Origin of the sequence: Micromonospora sp. NPDC047074 (assembly GCF_040643815.1) — a bacterium.
Classification (GTDB): Bacteria; Actinomycetota; Actinomycetes; order Mycobacteriales; family Micromonosporaceae; genus Micromonospora.
In genome coordinates this window covers 44,995-61,209 of record NZ_JBEYVB010000024.1, presented here as the reverse complement: position 1 = coordinate 61,209, position 16,215 = coordinate 44,995, and the positions used below count along the sequence as shown (strand labels likewise).

At 69.7% G+C, this 16,215-nt stretch carries 14 protein-coding genes; 6 read left to right on the top strand and 8 right to left on the bottom strand.

Annotated elements, in window-relative coordinates:
* Positions 1-39: 39 nt before the first annotated feature.
* The 7 genes from ABZ809_RS23855 to ABZ809_RS23825 form a co-directional block, all read right to left on the bottom strand.
* Positions 40-693 carry a response regulator transcription factor gene (locus ABZ809_RS23855; protein WP_357564792.1) on the bottom strand — a complete coding sequence of 218 codons (654 nt, stop codon included), beginning with the start codon at positions 691-693 and terminating at the stop codon, positions 40-42.
* Positions 694-1,068: 375 nt separating this feature from the next.
* The gene (locus tag ABZ809_RS23850) at positions 1,069-2,361 is read right to left on the bottom strand and encodes an SDR family oxidoreductase (RefSeq protein ID WP_357564791.1); all 1,293 of its coding nucleotides are present in this window, start codon (positions 2,359-2,361) and stop codon (positions 1,069-1,071) included.
* A 56-nt stretch (positions 2,362-2,417) separates the two neighbouring features.
* Positions 2,418-3,971: a long-chain-fatty-acid--CoA ligase gene (locus tag ABZ809_RS23845; RefSeq protein ID WP_357564790.1), complete on the bottom strand. Its 1,554-nt coding sequence runs from the start codon at positions 3,969-3,971 to the stop codon at positions 2,418-2,420.
* Positions 3,968-4,219, bottom strand: coding sequence for an acyl carrier protein (locus ABZ809_RS23840; protein WP_357564789.1), 252 nt, complete (start codon positions 4,217-4,219; stop codon positions 3,968-3,970). Before ABZ809_RS23840 ends, ABZ809_RS23845 begins: the two co-directional genes overlap by 4 nt.
* A 9-nt stretch (positions 4,220-4,228) precedes the next feature.
* A complete protein-coding gene (locus ABZ809_RS23835; protein ID WP_357564788.1) occupies positions 4,229-4,498 on the bottom strand; it encodes a phosphopantetheine-binding protein in 270 nt (89 codons plus the stop codon).
* Positions 4,495-5,508 carry a hypothetical protein gene (locus tag ABZ809_RS23830; protein ID WP_357564787.1) on the bottom strand — a complete coding sequence of 338 codons (1,014 nt, stop codon included), beginning with the start codon at positions 5,506-5,508 and terminating at the stop codon, positions 4,495-4,497. The genes ABZ809_RS23835 and ABZ809_RS23830 overlap by 4 nt, the downstream gene beginning before the upstream one ends.
* The gene (locus ABZ809_RS23825) at positions 5,505-6,146 is read right to left on the bottom strand and encodes a hypothetical protein (RefSeq protein ID WP_357564786.1); all 642 of its coding nucleotides are present in this window, start codon (positions 6,144-6,146) and stop codon (positions 5,505-5,507) included. Before ABZ809_RS23825 ends, ABZ809_RS23830 begins: the two co-directional genes overlap by 4 nt.
* Positions 6,147-6,358: 212 nt before the next feature.
* Here ABZ809_RS23825 and ABZ809_RS23820 point away from each other — a divergent pair, with 212 nt between their 5' ends.
* From ABZ809_RS23820 to mmsB, 6 genes are all read left to right on the top strand, one after another.
* Positions 6,359-6,994 carry a hypothetical protein gene (locus ABZ809_RS23820; RefSeq protein WP_357564785.1) on the top strand — a complete coding sequence of 212 codons (636 nt, stop codon included), beginning with the start codon at positions 6,359-6,361 and terminating at the stop codon, positions 6,992-6,994.
* A 157-nt stretch (positions 6,995-7,151) separates the two neighbouring features.
* Positions 7,152-8,024, top strand: coding sequence for a peptidoglycan DD-metalloendopeptidase family protein (locus ABZ809_RS23815; RefSeq protein WP_357564784.1), 873 nt, complete (start codon positions 7,152-7,154; stop codon positions 8,022-8,024).
* 418 nt (positions 8,025-8,442) lie between these two features.
* Entirely contained in the window at positions 8,443-9,966 is a 1,524-nt protein-coding gene (locus ABZ809_RS23810; protein WP_357564783.1) for a non-reducing end alpha-L-arabinofuranosidase family hydrolase, read from the top strand.
* Positions 9,967-10,245: 279 nt separating this feature from the next.
* A complete protein-coding gene (gene chvE, locus ABZ809_RS23805; RefSeq protein WP_357564782.1) occupies positions 10,246-11,388 on the top strand; it encodes a multiple monosaccharide ABC transporter substrate-binding protein in 1,143 nt (380 codons plus the stop codon).
* A gap of 83 nt (positions 11,389-11,471) precedes the next feature.
* On the top strand, positions 11,472-13,010 hold the full coding sequence (mmsA, locus tag ABZ809_RS23800) for a multiple monosaccharide ABC transporter ATP-binding protein (RefSeq protein WP_357564781.1): 1,539 nt from the start codon (positions 11,472-11,474) through the stop codon (positions 13,008-13,010).
* Positions 13,007-14,257, top strand: a complete 1,251-nt coding sequence (gene mmsB, locus ABZ809_RS23795) for a multiple monosaccharide ABC transporter permease (protein WP_357564780.1) — start codon at positions 13,007-13,009, stop codon at positions 14,255-14,257. The genes mmsA and mmsB overlap by 4 nt, the downstream gene beginning before the upstream one ends.
* 90 nt (positions 14,258-14,347) lie before the next feature.
* On the opposite strand, the gene ABZ809_RS23790 is transcribed toward mmsB, so the two are convergent.
* Positions 14,348-15,997, bottom strand: a complete 1,650-nt coding sequence (locus ABZ809_RS23790) for a ricin-type beta-trefoil lectin domain protein (protein ID WP_357564779.1) — start codon at positions 15,995-15,997, stop codon at positions 14,348-14,350.
* Positions 15,998-16,215: the final 218 nt, after the last annotated feature.

Below are 16,215 nucleotides of genomic sequence, written 5' to 3'. Positions count from 1 at the left end.
CGCGTTTGCGGGGTCGGCTGTCGCCGCGCCCGGCGGTCGTCAGGCCGCCGGAGCCATCAGCTGGAGTTCCATGGCGATCCGCGTCAGGCCTGCCTTGTTCGGCACGCCGGTCTTCTGCCGGACCCGGTGCACGTAGGTGTCCACGGTCGCCTTCGACAGCTCCAGCCGGGCGCCGATCTGCTTGTGCGTCAGCCCTTCGGCGACGAGCCGGAGCACGTCGCGCTCGCGCGGGGTCAGCGCCCGGGCCCCGGCGGTGGGCTCGGCCGGCGGCCGCGGCTCCGCGGTGGCGTCGAGATCGGGCAGGTCGGTGGCGAGCACTGCCCGCAACTCTCCGTCGAGGTACAGGTCGCCGGAGGACACCGCCGCGATGGCCCGGAACAGCGTGCCCACGTCCGCGCCCTTGCAGATGTAGCCGCCCGCCCCCCGGTCCAGGGCGGCGCGGACGTCGACCGGCCGGCGCGACGCGGACATCACCAGCACCGCCAGGTGCCCGGGCAGCCGGGCCGGCATCCCCGGCCCGACGAAGGGATCCATGACGACCACCGTCGGCTCCCCTCCCGGGGGCGGTGGCCCGCACTCGTCCAACGTCGGGAAGACGCCCACGAACCGGATGCCGGCCGAGGCCCTGAGCACCTCCGCCACCCCGCGGAACGTGACCGAACGGTCATCGACGACGGCGACCCTGCAATTCACCCGTGCCCCTCTCCGACGACCCGGAAGGGCCCGGGTCGCTGCTGCCCATGAGGGAAACCGCCAACGTTGCATTTCGGTGTCCCACTGCACGGTAGGCCGCATGACGTACAAGGGTGGTACAGGCGGCGTACATGCGGGGCGGGCCGCGGCCCGTACGCCTGCCGGTCCGGCTCCGGCCAGCAGGGCCGGGGGCGCGTGGAGGCGTCGGCTGGGACATCGACTGCCGTGCGCCTCGGGTCACTTTTCGTTGTCGACCAGGCGGCTCGGGCCTGCCCGTCCAGCCGGTGGCGGCGTCGGCGCAGGGGCGAAACCGATCGCGGCCGGCCGACCTGGTCGATCGCCAGGTCGGCCGGCCGCGGCCGGGAGGTGGGAGGGTCAGACGGCGCCGACGGCCACCGGTTCGGGGGCGGCGGAGGCCGAGGTGGCGGCCGGGACGGCGGTGGTCTCCGTGCGCTCGGGCAGGTACCTGCTGAGCTTGCGGATCCGCCCGGCGTTGTTGACCAGCACGTCGATCGAGGGCAGGTCGGTGTCCACCCGCACGGTCGTGGGGTTGGCGGCGGCGTGGTGGATGTTGCTCAGCAACGTGTGGAACGACCTGGGGAACAGCGAGCGTACGAACCCCGCCTGCTGGCGGCCGCGCCGGATGCTGCTGATCGGCTTGGACCAGTCGATCTGGCTGAGCCGGAAGCGGTGCTGCCGGATCAGCTCGCGGCGGAACTCCTGCCACGGCACCAGCTTCAGGTCGAACCGCGCGGCGATCTCACGCGTGGTCGCCGGGGTCACCGGGTAGCTGATCGCCCGGGGGGTGTTCGACAGGGCGTTGTCCACGACCGACCGGGCCAGCACGTCGCCGGCCACGATCGGACTGGTGACCTCCGAGTCCCAGACGAGCCCGAGCTGGAGCATGTACGAGATCATGTTCCAGAACGAGTACTCCATGCCGGGGTCCTTGAACCCGGTGGGCGCCCCGCCCAGCGCGAACGGCGCCTGGTAGATGTGGATGGGCACGCCGGCCCGGTTCGCCTGCAGGCTGATGTGCTTGACGATCCACTTCATCTTGCTGTAGCCGGTGTAGAAGAAGCTGCGCCGGTGGAAGTCCCGCCACTGCTGGTAGACCTCGCTGCCGACCGACCCGATGACGTGCAGCGTCTTGAACCGCTTCTCCAGGCAGAACTCGGCGAGCCGGAGCGTGGGGAGGACCTTCTCGTCGCGGTACCGGGCGTAGGGGTAGTCGTGGGTCGTCGCGCCCGCGGCGTCGATCACCACGTCGACCTCGGTCAGCAGCTCGTCGTAGTCGGCGGGGGCGAGCCCCATCGCCGGGTCCAGGTAGCTGCCCTCCAGGACCGACAGCTTCCCGGTGTCGGGCAACTCCATCTTGTACTTGCGCAGCTGCCGGGCGATCCGGTCCTCGCCGGACTTGTCGCCCTTGCGGCGCACCAGGGCGTAGACCGTCCCGACCCTGGTGTCGCCGAGGAGTTCCCGCAGCATGTGCATGCCGACGAACCCGTTCGCGCCCAGCAGGAGCACGTTCTTCTGTTCGTCGTCGCCGCGTCGGGGGAGGCGTTCCGCGACTGCCCGCGGGTCCTCCGAGTAGTCGAGCGCGATCCGGTTGGGGCTGCCGGTCGCCAGCGCGATCCGGTCGCTGTTGTTGCGCAGGGTGATGTGCATGGGTCCGCCTTTGCACGAAGGGTGGGTTGTGGAGCCGGATGGTGGTCGCGCGGCTGTCAGGCCACGCGCCGGTCCAGGTGCTGCCAGAACCGCTCGCGCAGCTCCCGACGGAGGAGCTTTCCGCTGGGGTTACGGGGCAGCTGGTCGACGAACTCGAAGCCCGCCGGGATCTTGAAGTCGGCGATCCGCCCCCGCAGGAACATGGTGAGATCGCGGGCGGTCGCGGGCTGGTCGGGCTGGGTCACCACGAAGCAGTGCACGACCTCACCCCAGTGCTCGTGCGGCACGGCGACGGCGGCCGCCTCGACCACGCCCGGGTACGAGCAGACCGCGTTCTCGATCTCCGCCGGGTAGACGTTCTCGCCGGCCACGATGATCGTGTCCTTGATCCGGTCGCGGACGAACAGGAAGCCCTCGTCGTCCAGGTAACCGGCGTCGCCGGTGTGCAGCCACCCGTCGACGAGCGTCGCGGCGGTGGCCTCGGGCAGGCCCCAGTACTCGATCATCCGTGCCGGGGTGTGCAGGCAGATCTCGCCGACCTCGTACGCCGGCAGGACGCGGCCCGTGTCGTCGATGATCTTGACGGCGATGCCCGGGTACGGTCGGCCCGCCGCCTGCATCCGTGGCCCGCCCACGACGTGTTCCGACGGCGGCAGGCAGATCGCCGTGTTGCCGCTCTCGGACAGGCCGTAGATCTGCGCGAAATCGCAGTCGAACATCTCGATGCTGCGGGTGAGCAGCGCCTCGGAGATCGGCGACCCGCCGTAGACGACCTTGCGTAGCGAGACGAAGTCCTCCCGCTTCGGCCGGGGCGGTGCGAGCATCATCTGCAACTGGGCCGGTACGCAGCACGCCGTGGTGATGCCGTGCCTGCGGATGAGGCGGACCGCCTCGTGCCCGGCGAACACCCGGACCGACACGTTCGTGATGCCGGCGCTGAAGCCCTGGATCGACCACCACAGCCCACCGATGTGGAAACCGGGGATGCCGATGAGGCTCACGTCGTCCGGCCGCCAGTCGATCCAGTCCAGACCCTCGGAGGCCAGCCCGTCGCGTACCGCGAAGAAGCTGCGGTGCGCCAGTACGACGCCCTTGGGGTTGCCCGTCGTGCCGCTGGTGTAGACCTGGGCCAGGGGCTGCTCCTCGGTCCAGGACGGGTCCAGGTCGCCGTCCTCGTCGGCCTGCCAGCCGGCGAAGGCGGCCAGCGACACGACCTCGCGCAGCGCGGGCAGGTCCGGCCGCAGCTCGTCGACCGTGTCCAGGAACTCCTCGTCGTGGAAGAGGACCGTGGTGCCGGAGTCGCGCAGAATGTGGTGGATCTCGCCGGCGCGCAGCCGCCAGTTGACGGGGACCAGCACGGTGCCGGTCTTGGCGCAGGCGAACAGGATGTCGTAGTAGTGCTCCGACTCCTTGCCGAGGTAGGCCACCCGGTCGCCGGCCGCGATCCCGGCGCGGCGCAGGGCGTGCGCCGTCCGGTTGCTCGACCGGTGCAGCTGCGCGTAGGTGACCGTACGGTCCTCGCAGTGCACCGCCGGGTGGTCGGGCCGCTGCCCGGCGTGGAAGGCGATGACGTCGTGCACCGTCCGCAGGTGCGGGTGGTACGCCGTCACCGGCTCGTCCCGTTCGGGACGCCCAGCGTCTCCTCGAGGAACCGCACGATCGCCGGGCCGGACGCGAGGGCGGGCAGCAGGTTCGGGTCGATCTCGATGCCGAACGCGTTCTCGAGCGCCATCATGAGCTGGATCTGGCGCAGCGAGCTCCAGCCCGGCACGGTGTCCGGGTCCAACTGCTCGGGCAGTTCGTCCGGTGCGACTCCGAACACGGAGCCGATCACCTCGCGGACGCGGGTCTCCAACATTGCCACTCCTTATGCTGTCCCGCCGGAGCCGTGCTGGCCCGGGGCGAAGAAACGTTGCGTGATCCGCGAGATGGTGCGGAAGTCGTCCGTGGTGACCTCGTCGAGAGAGATCTCCGTGCCCAGCTCCGCCTCGATCAGGTAGAGCAGTTCGACGAAGTGCATCGAGTTCAGGACGCCGCTGTCCACGAGGTCCTCGTCGACCCCGACCGAGTCGACGTCCGGGCACTTGGCGCGCAGGAACGTGGTGATGAACTCGGGAACCGTGCCGGTCGGACTCATGGCGTCTCCTGGGGGCGCTTCGGTGCGGGGAGGATCTTCGTGGTGACCCGGGCCGCCGTCGGCTCGCCGGCGCACCGGTGTTCGGCCACGGTTCGCCCGACGCTCAGGCCGGTCGGAACGAGGCGGTTGGTGCACAGCGCCACGGCCGGATCGCGCAGCAGCGGGTTGGTGCCGGGTACGGTCGCGGAGAACAGCGCGAAGATCGGGTCGATGACCTTGGTCGCTCCGTCGTCGTCCTCGACCTCGACCCAGGCGTGGACCAGGTCGAGCATGCCGACCACCCAGCCGATCCGGGTGACCGCCGGGACACCGGCCCGGTCGCAGAGCTGGGCCAGGTACCGGCTCGCCGAGGCGCAGCTCGCCACCCCGCGTGTGGTGATCAGTTCGACGTCCTCCTGCATGGCTTCGGGCAGCTTGACCCACCGCAGGTTCATGGCGGCGAACTCGGCGGTGATCGCGCGCAGCTCCGGGGAGCGCAATTGGGCCTGCTCGCCACGGGTGTGCACGGTGGCGGCGACAGCGAGCCCCGGCGCGGCGCGCACGACGGTGTCACCGCCGTCGCCGTCCGGTCCGCCGTCGGCCGGGTCGATCGTCAGGTCGTCGACCGCACCGCCGGAGCGCTCCGGGCGAGGTACGGCGAGCACGCTCGTCGGCCGCGGGCCGCACGTCCCGGCGGCACAGGCGACGCGCAGCTCGAACCGGGAGGCGCGCGGGGCGAGCAGTTCCTCGGTGGACGAGCGCATCCAGCGCAGCGAGTAGGCGAAGGCCTGTTCCGGCACGGTGGTGCCGGTGCCGGAGTACAGCGCCAGGTTGAACAGGTCGCGGGAGTCGAAGTGCTCCGCGCCCGGGGCGCCGCTGGCCGGGAGCCCGCGGTCCAGCAGCATGGACAGCGTACGGTCGTCGCAGGCGAGGATCTGCTTCGCCGAGGCGCGGTCGACGTCGTCGAGGCGGTGCTCCGGCGGAACGGCGAACAGCGTGTCCACCCCGTCGCCCAGTCCGGTAGCGGTCATGACTGCTCCGGGTGGTCGCGCCACATCGTCTTGATGACGCTGCCGGTGCTGAGCACGTACTCGTCGACCGTGGTCCAGCCGAGCATCTCGTTGATCTGCACCTGTTCCGGGCCGGCCGACGTCTCCAGGTAGCCCGGCAGCCCGAGGGCCTCGGCACGCTTCTGGCCGGCGCGGATGAGGAGGTAGCCGGCGCCCACCGAATCGGTCCGGCGGCCGAGCACCGCGAACCACACGTGCGGCCGGCGGGGGCGCATCCGGTCCAGGTCGTTGGAGATCCGGACGGCGCGGACCACGGCCCGCGGCCCGGACAGCAGGCACGCCACGCCGCGCAGTGCCCATCCCCACCACGGTGTGGTGCGTTCGTCCCCGTAGAGGACGAGGACACCTTCGAGCCGGTCCCCACGGTGGGCGGCGAGGATGATGCCCGAGCTCATCAGCTTGGCGGTCAACAGCTCGGCCAGATACAGCGCGGTCAGTGCCAGCCTTCGTTGCCAACGCGGGAGTGAGCCGGCGGCGGCCCAGATGGCGCCGTCCTCGTAGGCTTCGGCCAGCAGTCGCGCGCCGGCCCACAACTGACGCCACCCGAGATCCCGGACCTCGAGTTTGGGCTCCGGGCGCGCGATTAATCTACTGTTCACATTTCACCCCACGTCCAGACGGGAGCCCGTTGACGTGGGCGAATTTATCGGCCGTGGGTAATCGCACGGTAATAGAAAGGGCTCACAGTTTCCGCCATCGAGAAGGGTGTATCGGGCCTCTGCCGGCCGGTCGGTGAGTCGTCCCGCCCGGCCCCGGGCGGTCGCCGGTCCCGGGTGGGTGGCGGGCACGGGTGACGTGCGAAGATCGACCGGTGGACGACGGTCTGACGGTGGCCATCGCGCGCGTCCGCGAGGTGTTCGCCCGGTATCCGCGTCGCGCGGTGCTCGACGGCTGCCCACACTGCCGCGGCCCGGTCACCGTCGACGAGCACGACCTGTTCTCCCTGAGCATCCGGCTCGGCAACACGGTCGGCGACCGCCACGACGTGAAGAGTCTGCTTCCGGTGCTGTTCGAGCGCCTGGTGACGGCCACGGAGCTGGACCCGGGCATCGTCCTGGGCAAGCTGCGCCGCGAGGAGTGGCGCACCTGGCCGGCGACCGAGCAGTCCGCCGTGGACGGCTACCTCGAAGCGGTGTGGAGGTCGTTGCTCGCGGAATACCCGGCCCGGCTCGGCTCGTTCCTCGACGCGTCGACCTTCCTCGGGGCCGCCAGCAGCGCCGGGGAGAGCATCGACCGGTTCCTCGCCGTCTGGGAGGCCACCCAGGGGCCGGCTGCTGATCGCCATCTCGCCGAGGCGGTCGGCGAGATGGCACGTGGGTCGGGCGCCCGTACGCCCTGGCTGCGGCGCGGGGCGGTCCGCGACCGGCTGTGCCGGGCGTTCGAGCGGGACCACGAGGAGAGCTGGGCCGACGACCTCGCCCGAGCCTACGATCTGCTCCTCCCCTGAGTCGGCCCAGCCGGCCGTCGGCGGTGCGCGGGAGCGGGTGGTCCGCTCGGCCGGCGACGCGGCGTGGGGCGGCGGATCAACACTGTCGACAGATTGACATATTGCTATGTAACGTCACGGCCGACCTATGCAACCTCGTTGATACAGGGAGCACGTGATGGATCATCTCGACTCGCCAGGGTGCTGTGGCGGCGACGGCCCCGGCCGGGCCGGCCTCGACCGCCGGACGGTGCTGCTCGGCGGTGCCGCCCTCGGCGCGGGCGCCATCGCCGGGCTGGCCGTCCCGGGCCGGGCCCTCGCCGCGCCCGTGATCTACAACCCCTTCTCCGGATACTCCATCACCGGCACCTGGCAGGACCACCTGAACCGTGGCTCCCTCGGTGGCATCGACTTCGGCATGGGAGTCGGCACCCGGCTGCCGGCCTGCGGCGCGGGCACCATCCAGAACATCCCGGACAACGGCACGGGCGGGCACACCGTCACGATCCACCACGCGGACGGGTACCGCAGCCAGTACATGCACCTGTCGCAGTTCCTGCTGGGCAACGGCACGTCCGTGTCCAGCGGCACCATCGTCGGCCTGTCCGGCGGTGCGGTCGGCGCCCCGGGGTCGGGCTCGTCCACCGGCCCGCACGTGCACTGGCACATGATCAACCCGTCCGGGGTGCGCATCAACCCACTGACCTACATCGGGCAGAACCCCGGGGGACTGCCCAAGACCTCCACCGAGCAGGACGGCATCCCCGGCCCGATCTTCTACAAGCGTATGCAGAACTGGCTGCGGCTCACCGCCGGCTACACCGGCCCGATCGACGGCGCGCCCGGCCCGAACACCTACGCCGCGCTCCAGCGGGCCATGCGGGCCTACGGCTACACCGGCCCGATCGACGGTGCTCCCGGCCCGAACACCTGGCGCGCCGTGCAGCGTCTCGCCTCCGGGTGGGGCTACACCGGGCCGATCGACGGGGTCATGGGCCCGAACTCCTGGCGCGGCTTCGCCCGTTTCCTCAACCAGGATCGGTGGGACTAGGCCGCCGCGTTCCAGAACTCGGGCTCGTCTGATCCGACGTCGGCAGGTCGGTGACCGACAATCGGCGAGGTCTCCGGTGGGTGGTTCGACGAGCAGGAGGAGCCACCACCGGAGACCTCGTGGCCGCCCGGGCGGTGACGCGGCGACGCGACCTGACCGACGGGTCAGGCTCCGGGGCGGTCGCTGGGCGGATTGACCGCGACGCTTGACGAACAGCATGTTATCGCTCACAGTCGATGCTTAGGGTCGGCGGCGCGTGGCTCACCGGGCAAGCCTGCTGGTCGACCCTCGAATCAGGCGTGCGCCAGGCCCGCGGAGACCTTGTTAGCGCTAAACCTCCTGCTGTTCGTGCCCGGTGACGCGTCGCGGTACGCCCATCTTTCGGGTGGACCATCCGGCTCTTCCACCGAGGAGGATCATGTCTGCTCTTGGTACGTCTCCATCTCTCGCACCGAGGCCGCCGCGGCGGCGCGGGTGGCTGCCGCGGGTCGTCGCCGCTGGCGTGGCCCTGGTGGTCGGTGGTGTCGCCGCGGCGGTGGCGTCGTCGGCACCCGCCGCCGCGGCGACTGTCGACACGAGCGCGTGGTACGTGTTGGTCAACCGCAACAGTGGCAAGGCCCTGGACGTGTACAACCTGGCTACGAACGACGGCGCGCGGATCGTGCAGTGGGCGCGTAACGACGGTAGCCAGCAGCAGTGGCAGTTCGTGGACTCCGGCGGTGGCTACTACCGGTTGCGGTCGCGGCTGTCCGGCAAGGTGCTGGACGTCTACAACTTCTCGACGGCCAACGGTGGCAGCATCGTGCAGTGGGCCGACAACAACTCGGTCAACCAGCAGTTCCGGTTGGCCGACTCCGCCGGTGGCTACGTCCGCCTGATCAATCGGAACAGCAGCAAGGTGGTGGAGGTGCAGGGCGCCTCGACCGCCGACGGCGGAAACGTCGTGCAGTACGACGACTGGAACGGCAACAACCAGCAGTGGCAACTCGTCCGTGTCGACGGCGGGGGCAACCCCACCACGCCGCCGCCCGGCACGTGCGCCCTGCCGTCGACGTACCGCTGGACGTCGACCGGCTCGCTGGCGAATCCGAAGGCGGGGTGGGTGTCGCTGAAGGACTTCACGTACGCCCCCTACAACGGCAGGCATCTCGTCTACGCGACGACGCACGACACCGGGACGAGATGGGGTTCGATGAACTTCGGCCTCTTCACGAACTGGTCCGACATGGCCTCGGCCAGCCAGAACACGATGTCCTTCTCCACCGTCGCGCCCACGCTGTTCTACTTCGCCCCGAGGAACATCTGGGTGCTCGCCTACCAGTGGGGTGGGACCGCCTTCTCCTACCGCACGTCGACCGACCCCACCAATCCGAACGGATGGTCGTCGGAGCAGGTGCTCTTCTCCGGCAGCATCTCCGGCTCCGGCACGGGCCCCATCGACCAGGCGGTCATCGGTGACAGCACGAACATGTACCTGTTCTTCGCCGGGGACAACGGCAAGATCTACCGGGCCAGCATGCCCATCGGCAACTTCCCGGGCAGCTTCGGCTCGACCTCGACGGTGATCATGAGCGACACGACCAACAACCTGTTCGAGGCGGTCCAGGTCTACAAGCTCCAGGGCCAGGAGCGGTATCTCATGCTCGTCGAGGCGATCGGCGCGCAGGGCCGCTACTTCCGCTCGTTCACGGCCACCAGCCTGGGCGGTACGTGGACGCCGCAGGCCGCGACCGAGAGCAATCCCTTCGCCGGCAAGGCCAACAGTGGCGCCACCTGGACCAACGACATCAGCCACGGCGAGTTGATTCGGGGCAACGCCGATCAGACCATGACCGTCGATCCCTGCAACCTGCAGTTGCTCTACCAGGGCCGTGCCCCCAACTCCGGCGGCGACTACGGCCTTTTGCCCTACCGGCCGGGTCTGCTGACACTGCAGCGCTGATGGAGTGACACGGGTCCTTCCGGTGGCCGTTGTCGGGCTGGACCTGGCGGTTCTTCCCGCAGTTCCAGTAGGGAGCGACAAGGGCCGGCCCGATCCTGTGCCGAGCGGGCCGGCCCCGTGCCCAGGCGCTGGGCCATGGTGACAGCGGGTGACGGTCTCGTCTCTGTTACGAGACCGAGACGTACGTATTTCCCGACATAGGTTGACGTTGATCTTGTGAGCGCTAACACTCACCGTGAGTGCGCCAGCGCGTTCGCGGCGTACGGAAGGGAGAAAGCTGTGCGCAGACGACTTCTGGCCGCTCTCGCTGGAGCGGCGCTCGCCATCAGCCTGTCCGCCTGCAGTGGCGAGGGCGCCGGTAGCGGTGGCGACACCGGTGGCGACCGGCCCGCTGATCTGACGATCGGCGTCTCGATGCCGACGCAGACCTCGGAACGATGGATCGCCGACGGCAACTCGGTCAAGGAGAAGCTGGAGGCGAAGGGGTACAAGGTCGACCTCCAGTACGCCGGCGACGACATCCCGACCCAGTCCCAGCAGGTCGACCAGATGATCACCCAGGGCGCGGACGTGCTGATCGTCGCGGCGATCGACGGCACCGCGCTCAGTGGTCAGCTCCAGGCGGCGGCGGACGCGAAGATCCCGGTCATCGCGTACGACCGGCTGATCCGGGACAGCCCGAACGTCGACTTCTACGTCAGCTTCGACAACTACAAGGTCGGCGTGGCCCAGGCCGAGGCACTGCTCGTCGGCCTCGGCCTGCGGACCAAGGACGGCGCGAAGGGCAACGCGACCGGGCCGTTCAACGTGGAGCTGTTCGCCGGCTCACTGGACGACAACAACGCCCACTTCTTCTTCAGCGGCGCGATGGACACCCTCAAGCCGTTCGTCGACGCCGGCACCCTGAAGGTCAAGTCCGGGCAGACGAAGATCGAGCAGGCGGCCATCCTGCGCTGGCAGCAGGAGACCGCGCAGAAGCGGATGGAGGACCTGCTCACCTCCAGCTACAACGACGGCAGCAAGGTCGACGGCGTGCTGTCGCCGTACGACGGGCTGTCGCGGGGCGTCATCACCGCGCTGCAGAACGCCGGCTACGGGGCGGCGGCCAAGAAGATGCCGGTGGTGACCGGCCAGGACGCCGAGATCGCGTCGGTCAAGCTCATCGCCGACGGCGTGCAGAGTTCCACGGTGTTCAAGGACACCCGGTTGCTGGCCGAGCAGGCCGTGGTGGCGGGCGAGGCGTTCCTGCAGGACAGGCAGCCGCAGGCCAACGACACCAAGACGTACGACAACGGGGTCAAGGTCGTCCCGTCGTTCCTGCTGCCGGTCCAGACGGTGTACAAGGACGACATCAAGCCGGTGCTCGTCGACTCCGGCTACTGGACGGCCGAGGAGGTCGCCGCCGGGCAGGCCAAGGGCTGACCCCGGCCCGCGGGCCCGGCGGTGGACGGCCACCGCCGGGCCCGCCGGCGTTGCACGTGACGGCCACGAGCAGGACGGTTCCCATGGGCGAGAACATCCTCGAAATGCGCAACATCACGAAGACCTTTCCCGGCGTGGCGGCACTGCAGGACGTCTCGCTCGCCGTGGAACGTGGCGAGATCCACGCGATCTGTGGCGAGAACGGTGCGGGCAAGTCCACCCTGATGAAGGTGCTGTCGGGGGTGTATCCGACCGGCAGCTACGACGGCGAGATCGTCTTCGACGGCGCGCCGGTCCACTTCCGGGGCATCCGGGACAGCGAGTCCCAGGGCATCGTCATCATCCACCAGGAGCTGGCGCTGGTGCCGTACCTGTCGATCGCCGAGAACATCTTCCTCGGCAACGAGCGGCGCGGGCGAAGTGGGCTGATCGACTGGAACCGGACCAACGCCGAGGCCGCCCGCCTGCTGGAGTCGGTGGGGCTGCGCGAGAACCCCGTCACCCCGGTCGTCCAGCTCGGCGTGGGCAAGCAGCAACTGGTGGAGATCGCCAAGGCGCTGTCGAAGAAGGTACGGCTGTTGATCCTGGACGAGCCGACGGCCGCGCTCAACGACGTCGACTCGGCGCACCTGCTGGACCTGATGCGCCGGCTGCGCGGCCAGGGCATCACCTGCATCATGATCTCGCACAAGCTCGGCGAGATCACGTCGATCGCCGACTCGACCACCGTCATCCGCGACGGCCGGACGGTCGAGACGCTCGACATGGCGGACAGCGCGGCCACCCAGGAGCGGATCATCCGTGGCATGGTCGGCCGGGACCTGGCCGCCTTCTACCCGGAGCGTGAGTCGACGCCGGGGGAGGAGGTGCTCCGGATCGAGGACTGGACCGTGCGGCACCCGACCCAGGACCGGCTGGTCGTCGACCGGGCCTGCCTCACCGTCCGGGCCGGCGAGGTCGTCGGCATCGCCGGGCTGATGGGCGCCGGGCGTACGGAGCTGGCGATGAGCGTGTTCGGCCGCTCGTACGGCCGGGACGTCACCGGCCGGTTGTTCGTACGCGGACGCGAGGTCCGGGCCCGCACCGTGGCGGAGGCGATCGAGAACGGCATCGCCTACGCGACCGAGGACCGAAAGCGCTACGGCCTCAACCTGATCGACGACGTCCGGGGCAACATCTCGGCCGCCGCGCTGGGCAAGCTCGCCCGCGGCGGCTGGGTGGACGGCAACGAGGAGATCAGAGTCGCCGAGCGGGGGCGGCGCGAGATGAACATCAAGACGCCGAGTGTCATGTCGGTGGTCGGCAAGCTCTCCGGCGGCAACCAGCAGAAGGTCGTCCTGTCGAAGTGGCTCTTCACGGACCCGGACGTGCTGATCCTGGACGAGCCGACCCGGGGGATCGACGTCGGCGCGAAGTTCGAGATCTACACGATCGTGAACCGCCTGGTGGGCGACGGGAAGGCCGTCGTCATCATCTCCTCCGAGCTGCCCGAACTGCTCGGCATGTGCGACCGCATCTACACCCTCGCGGCCGGCCGGATAACCGGCGAACTGCCGGCGGGTGAGGCCACCCAGGAGAACCTCATGGAACTCATGACGAAGGACAGGGACCCCGTCGGATGACCAGCACGAAACCCCCCAGCACCCCGAAGGGCGGCCCGTCCGACGTGGCCCCCGGCGCGGCCCTGCACGCCGGTACCAGCAGTCCGCGCGCGCTGATCCTCGGCAACCTGCGGCAGAGCGGGATCTACATCGCCCTCGTCGTGATCGTGGGGTTGTTCGCGGTCCTGACCGACGGCGTCTCACTCAGCCCGGGCAACATCACCAACATCGTCCTGCAGTACTCCTACATCCTGGTGCTCGCGATCGGCATGGTCATCGTGATCATCGGGGGCCACATCGACCTGTCCGTGGGATCCGTGGTCGCGCTCACCGGCGCGGTCTCGGCCGTACTCGTCATCCGGGAAGGCCTGCCCTGGTGGGCCGGCATCCTGGCCGCGCTCGCGGTGGGTGTCGCGGTGGGCGCGTGGCACGGTCTCTGGGTCGCGTACGCCGGGATCCCCGCCTTCATCGTCACCCTGGCCGGCATGCTCCTGTTCCGGGGACTCACCCTCCGGGTGCTGGACAACGTCTCGCTGTCGCCGTTCCCGGCCGAGTACCAGCAGGTCGCGGCCGGATTCCTCAACGGACTCCTCGGCGGACAGGGATTCGACGCGTTCACCCTCTTCATCGGTGTGTTCGCGGTGGCCGGCTACGCGGTGAGCGTCTTCCGGACCCGGCTGGGCCGCATCCGCCACGAGCAGCCCGTGGAGTCGTTTCCACTGTTCGTCGCGCGGGTGGCGCTGGTCGGCGCGGTGGTCATGTACTTCGCCTGGCAACTGGCCCACGCGCGGGGCCTGCCGATCGTGCTGATCGTCCTGGCCGTGCTGGTGCTCGTCTACGGCCTGCTCACCCGGCGTTCGGTCTTCGGTCGCCAGGTCTACGCCATCGGCGGCAACCTCCCGGCGGCCATGCTGTCCGGCGTCAAGGTGAAGACCGTCAACTTCTGGATCTTCGTCAACATGGGCTTCCTGTCCGCCGTCGCGGGGGTCATCTACTCGTCGCGGTCCAACGGCGCCCAGCCCGCCGCCGGCAACATGTTCGAGTTGGACGCGATCGCCGCGGCCTTCATCGGCGGCGCGGCGGTCACCGGCGGGGTCGGCACCGTCGTCGGCGCCATGGTCGGTGGCCTGATCATGGCGGTGATGAGCAACGGCATGCAGCTCATGGGCGTCGACCAGTCGATCCAGTCGGTGGTGAAGGGTCTGGTGCTCCTCGTCGCCGTGGCGTTCGACGTCTACAACAAGCGCCGCGCCGCGGGCAACCGCTGACCGACCCCGTCCCACCCCCGCGGCGGCCGGCCCGGGGGTGGGAGAGGGCACGTCCATCCGGCCGGCCGGACCACGGCTGGTGGCCGTCGGTCACGCCCGGCTCCACCGCTGGTTGGTGTTGCCGTGGCAGGACCAGAGGATGACCGTGGTGCCGTTCGCGGTGCCACCGTTGTTGACGTCCAGGCACAGGGACGGGAAGCGGACGTTGCCCACCGTGCCGTTGCCGTTGAATGTCCACTGCTGGTTCGTGCCGCCGTTGCAGTCCCAGAGCTGCACCCGGGTGCCGTTGGCGGCGGTCGTCGGGACGTCCAGGCACTTGCCGAGGACCCGCAGCGTCTGGCCGCTCTGGGTGATCTGCTGGTTGGGGTCGGCGTGGCAGTCCCAGATCAGCGTCCCGGTGCCGTTGGCGGTGTTGGAGTTGTCGACGTCGAGGCACCGCCCGGCCGATTCGCTGCGCAGCCGGAACGTGGTGGGGGGCGGTGGGTCGGTGGTGCCGCCGCCGCTGACCCGGTAGACCACCGTGCCGTGGGCGGGCACGCTCGCGGAGATGGCGCCGGTGGTCGTGGAGGTGGCGTTGGTCCACGCGTCCCGCAGCGTGAACGAGGCGCCGCTCTTGCCGATCGCCGTCGCCGTGGTGGAGACCGTCGTGGCGGAGCTGCCCTGGTTGAACAGGGCGACCGCGACGTCACCGTTGGCCAGCCGCTTGGCCAGGACCCGCCGGGTGCCGTCGTGGGACACCTGGACCGCCTGCCGGCCGAGACCGTCCTGGTTGATGGCGACCAGGTTCTGGTTGCGCAGGATGGTCAGCGTCGCCGCGCTGGCCGAGCGCAGGTCGTTGCCCATCATGAGCGGCGCCGCCATGATCGACCACAGCGCGAAGTGGCTGCGCATCTCGGTGTCCGTCATCCCGCCGTTGCCGACCTCCAGCATGTCGGGGTCGGTGAACCCGCCGGGTGCGGCGTACCCGGCGAGCGGCACGTTGACGTCGACGATGTTCTGGATGCCCATCGGGTAGCCGTTGGTCTGGCCGGTGTTCCACGCGTTGGTGATGTCCTCGGTGGTCCGCCAGAGGTTCGCCACGTCGCTCCAGTTGCGCTGTGGCCCGGTCTTCTCGTGGATGCTGTTCGGGTTGATGCTGTAGACGATCGGCCGGCCGGTGGCGGCCAGCGCGTCCCGCATGATGCCGAACCTGGCGACCTGGTCGTCGATGGTCCCGGTGGGGGAGCACCAGTCGTACTTCAGGTAGTCCACGCCCCAGGCGGCGAACTGTCGGGCGTCCTGGTACTCATGGCCGAGACTGCCGGTCGAGCCGGGAAAGGCGTCGAAGTACTGCGCGCAGGTCTGGTCCAGTGGCGCCTGGTAGAGGCCGAACAGCAGGCCACGCGAGTGCAGATGGTCGCCCAGCGCCTTCATCCCGCTCGGGAAGCGCTGCGGATGCGCCTGGAGGTTGCCCTGCGCGTCCCGGTTCGGATTGAACCAGCAGTCGTCGACGACGACGTACCGGTACCCGAGGTCGCGCAGCCCGTTGACGACGATCGCGTCGGCCATCTGGCGGATGAGCGTCTCGTTGATGTCGCAGCCGAACGTGTTCCAGGTGTTCCAACCCATCGGCGGGGTCCGGGCGACGCCGTTGTTCAGCGCCTGTGCGGGACGGGGCGCGACGGCCCCGTCCGCGACGGTCGCCGCGAGGGCCACCACCAGGACTCCCAGGGCGGCCAGCCACTGCCTCGTTCTGCGCACGCGTTTCCTCCTCGCTACGAGCGGTGAGTGGCGTCGGTGGTCGGGTGCCGGCGCGGGGTCGCGTCGCCACCATCCGTCGTCGCGTCCCCCGTTCGGCCCGGCCCGGTGGCTGTCGGGCATGCCGCGATGATGAGGGCGATGTTATCGCTTACATTCATTTCTGTAAATAACGGGCGGACGCGGATCCGTCCATGTGGCGGTCGGATGCAGGCCGGCGT

Excerpts from the sequence above, each read along its gene's own strand:
- ABZ809_RS23850 (WP_357564791.1), bottom strand. The coding sequence starts at position 2,361 with ATGCACATCACCCTGCGCAACAACAGCGACCGGATCGCGCTGGCGACC.
- ABZ809_RS23840 (WP_357564789.1), bottom strand. The coding sequence starts at position 4,219 with ATGTTGGAGACCCGCGTCCGCGAGGTGATCGGCTCCGTGTTCGGAGTC.
- ABZ809_RS23835 (WP_357564788.1), bottom strand. The coding sequence starts at position 4,498 with ATGAGTCCGACCGGCACGGTTCCCGAGTTCATCACCACGTTCCTGCGC.
- ABZ809_RS23830 (WP_357564787.1), bottom strand. The coding sequence starts at position 5,508 with ATGACCGCTACCGGACTGGGCGACGGGGTGGACACGCTGTTCGCCGTT.
- ABZ809_RS23815 (WP_357564784.1), top strand. The coding sequence starts at position 7,152 with ATGGATCATCTCGACTCGCCAGGGTGCTGTGGCGGCGACGGCCCCGGC.
- ABZ809_RS23810 (WP_357564783.1), top strand. The coding sequence starts at position 8,443 with ATGTCTGCTCTTGGTACGTCTCCATCTCTCGCACCGAGGCCGCCGCGG.
- mmsA (WP_357564781.1), top strand. The coding sequence starts at position 11,472 with ATGGGCGAGAACATCCTCGAAATGCGCAACATCACGAAGACCTTTCCC.
- mmsB (WP_357564780.1), top strand. The coding sequence starts at position 13,007 with ATGACCAGCACGAAACCCCCCAGCACCCCGAAGGGCGGCCCGTCCGAC.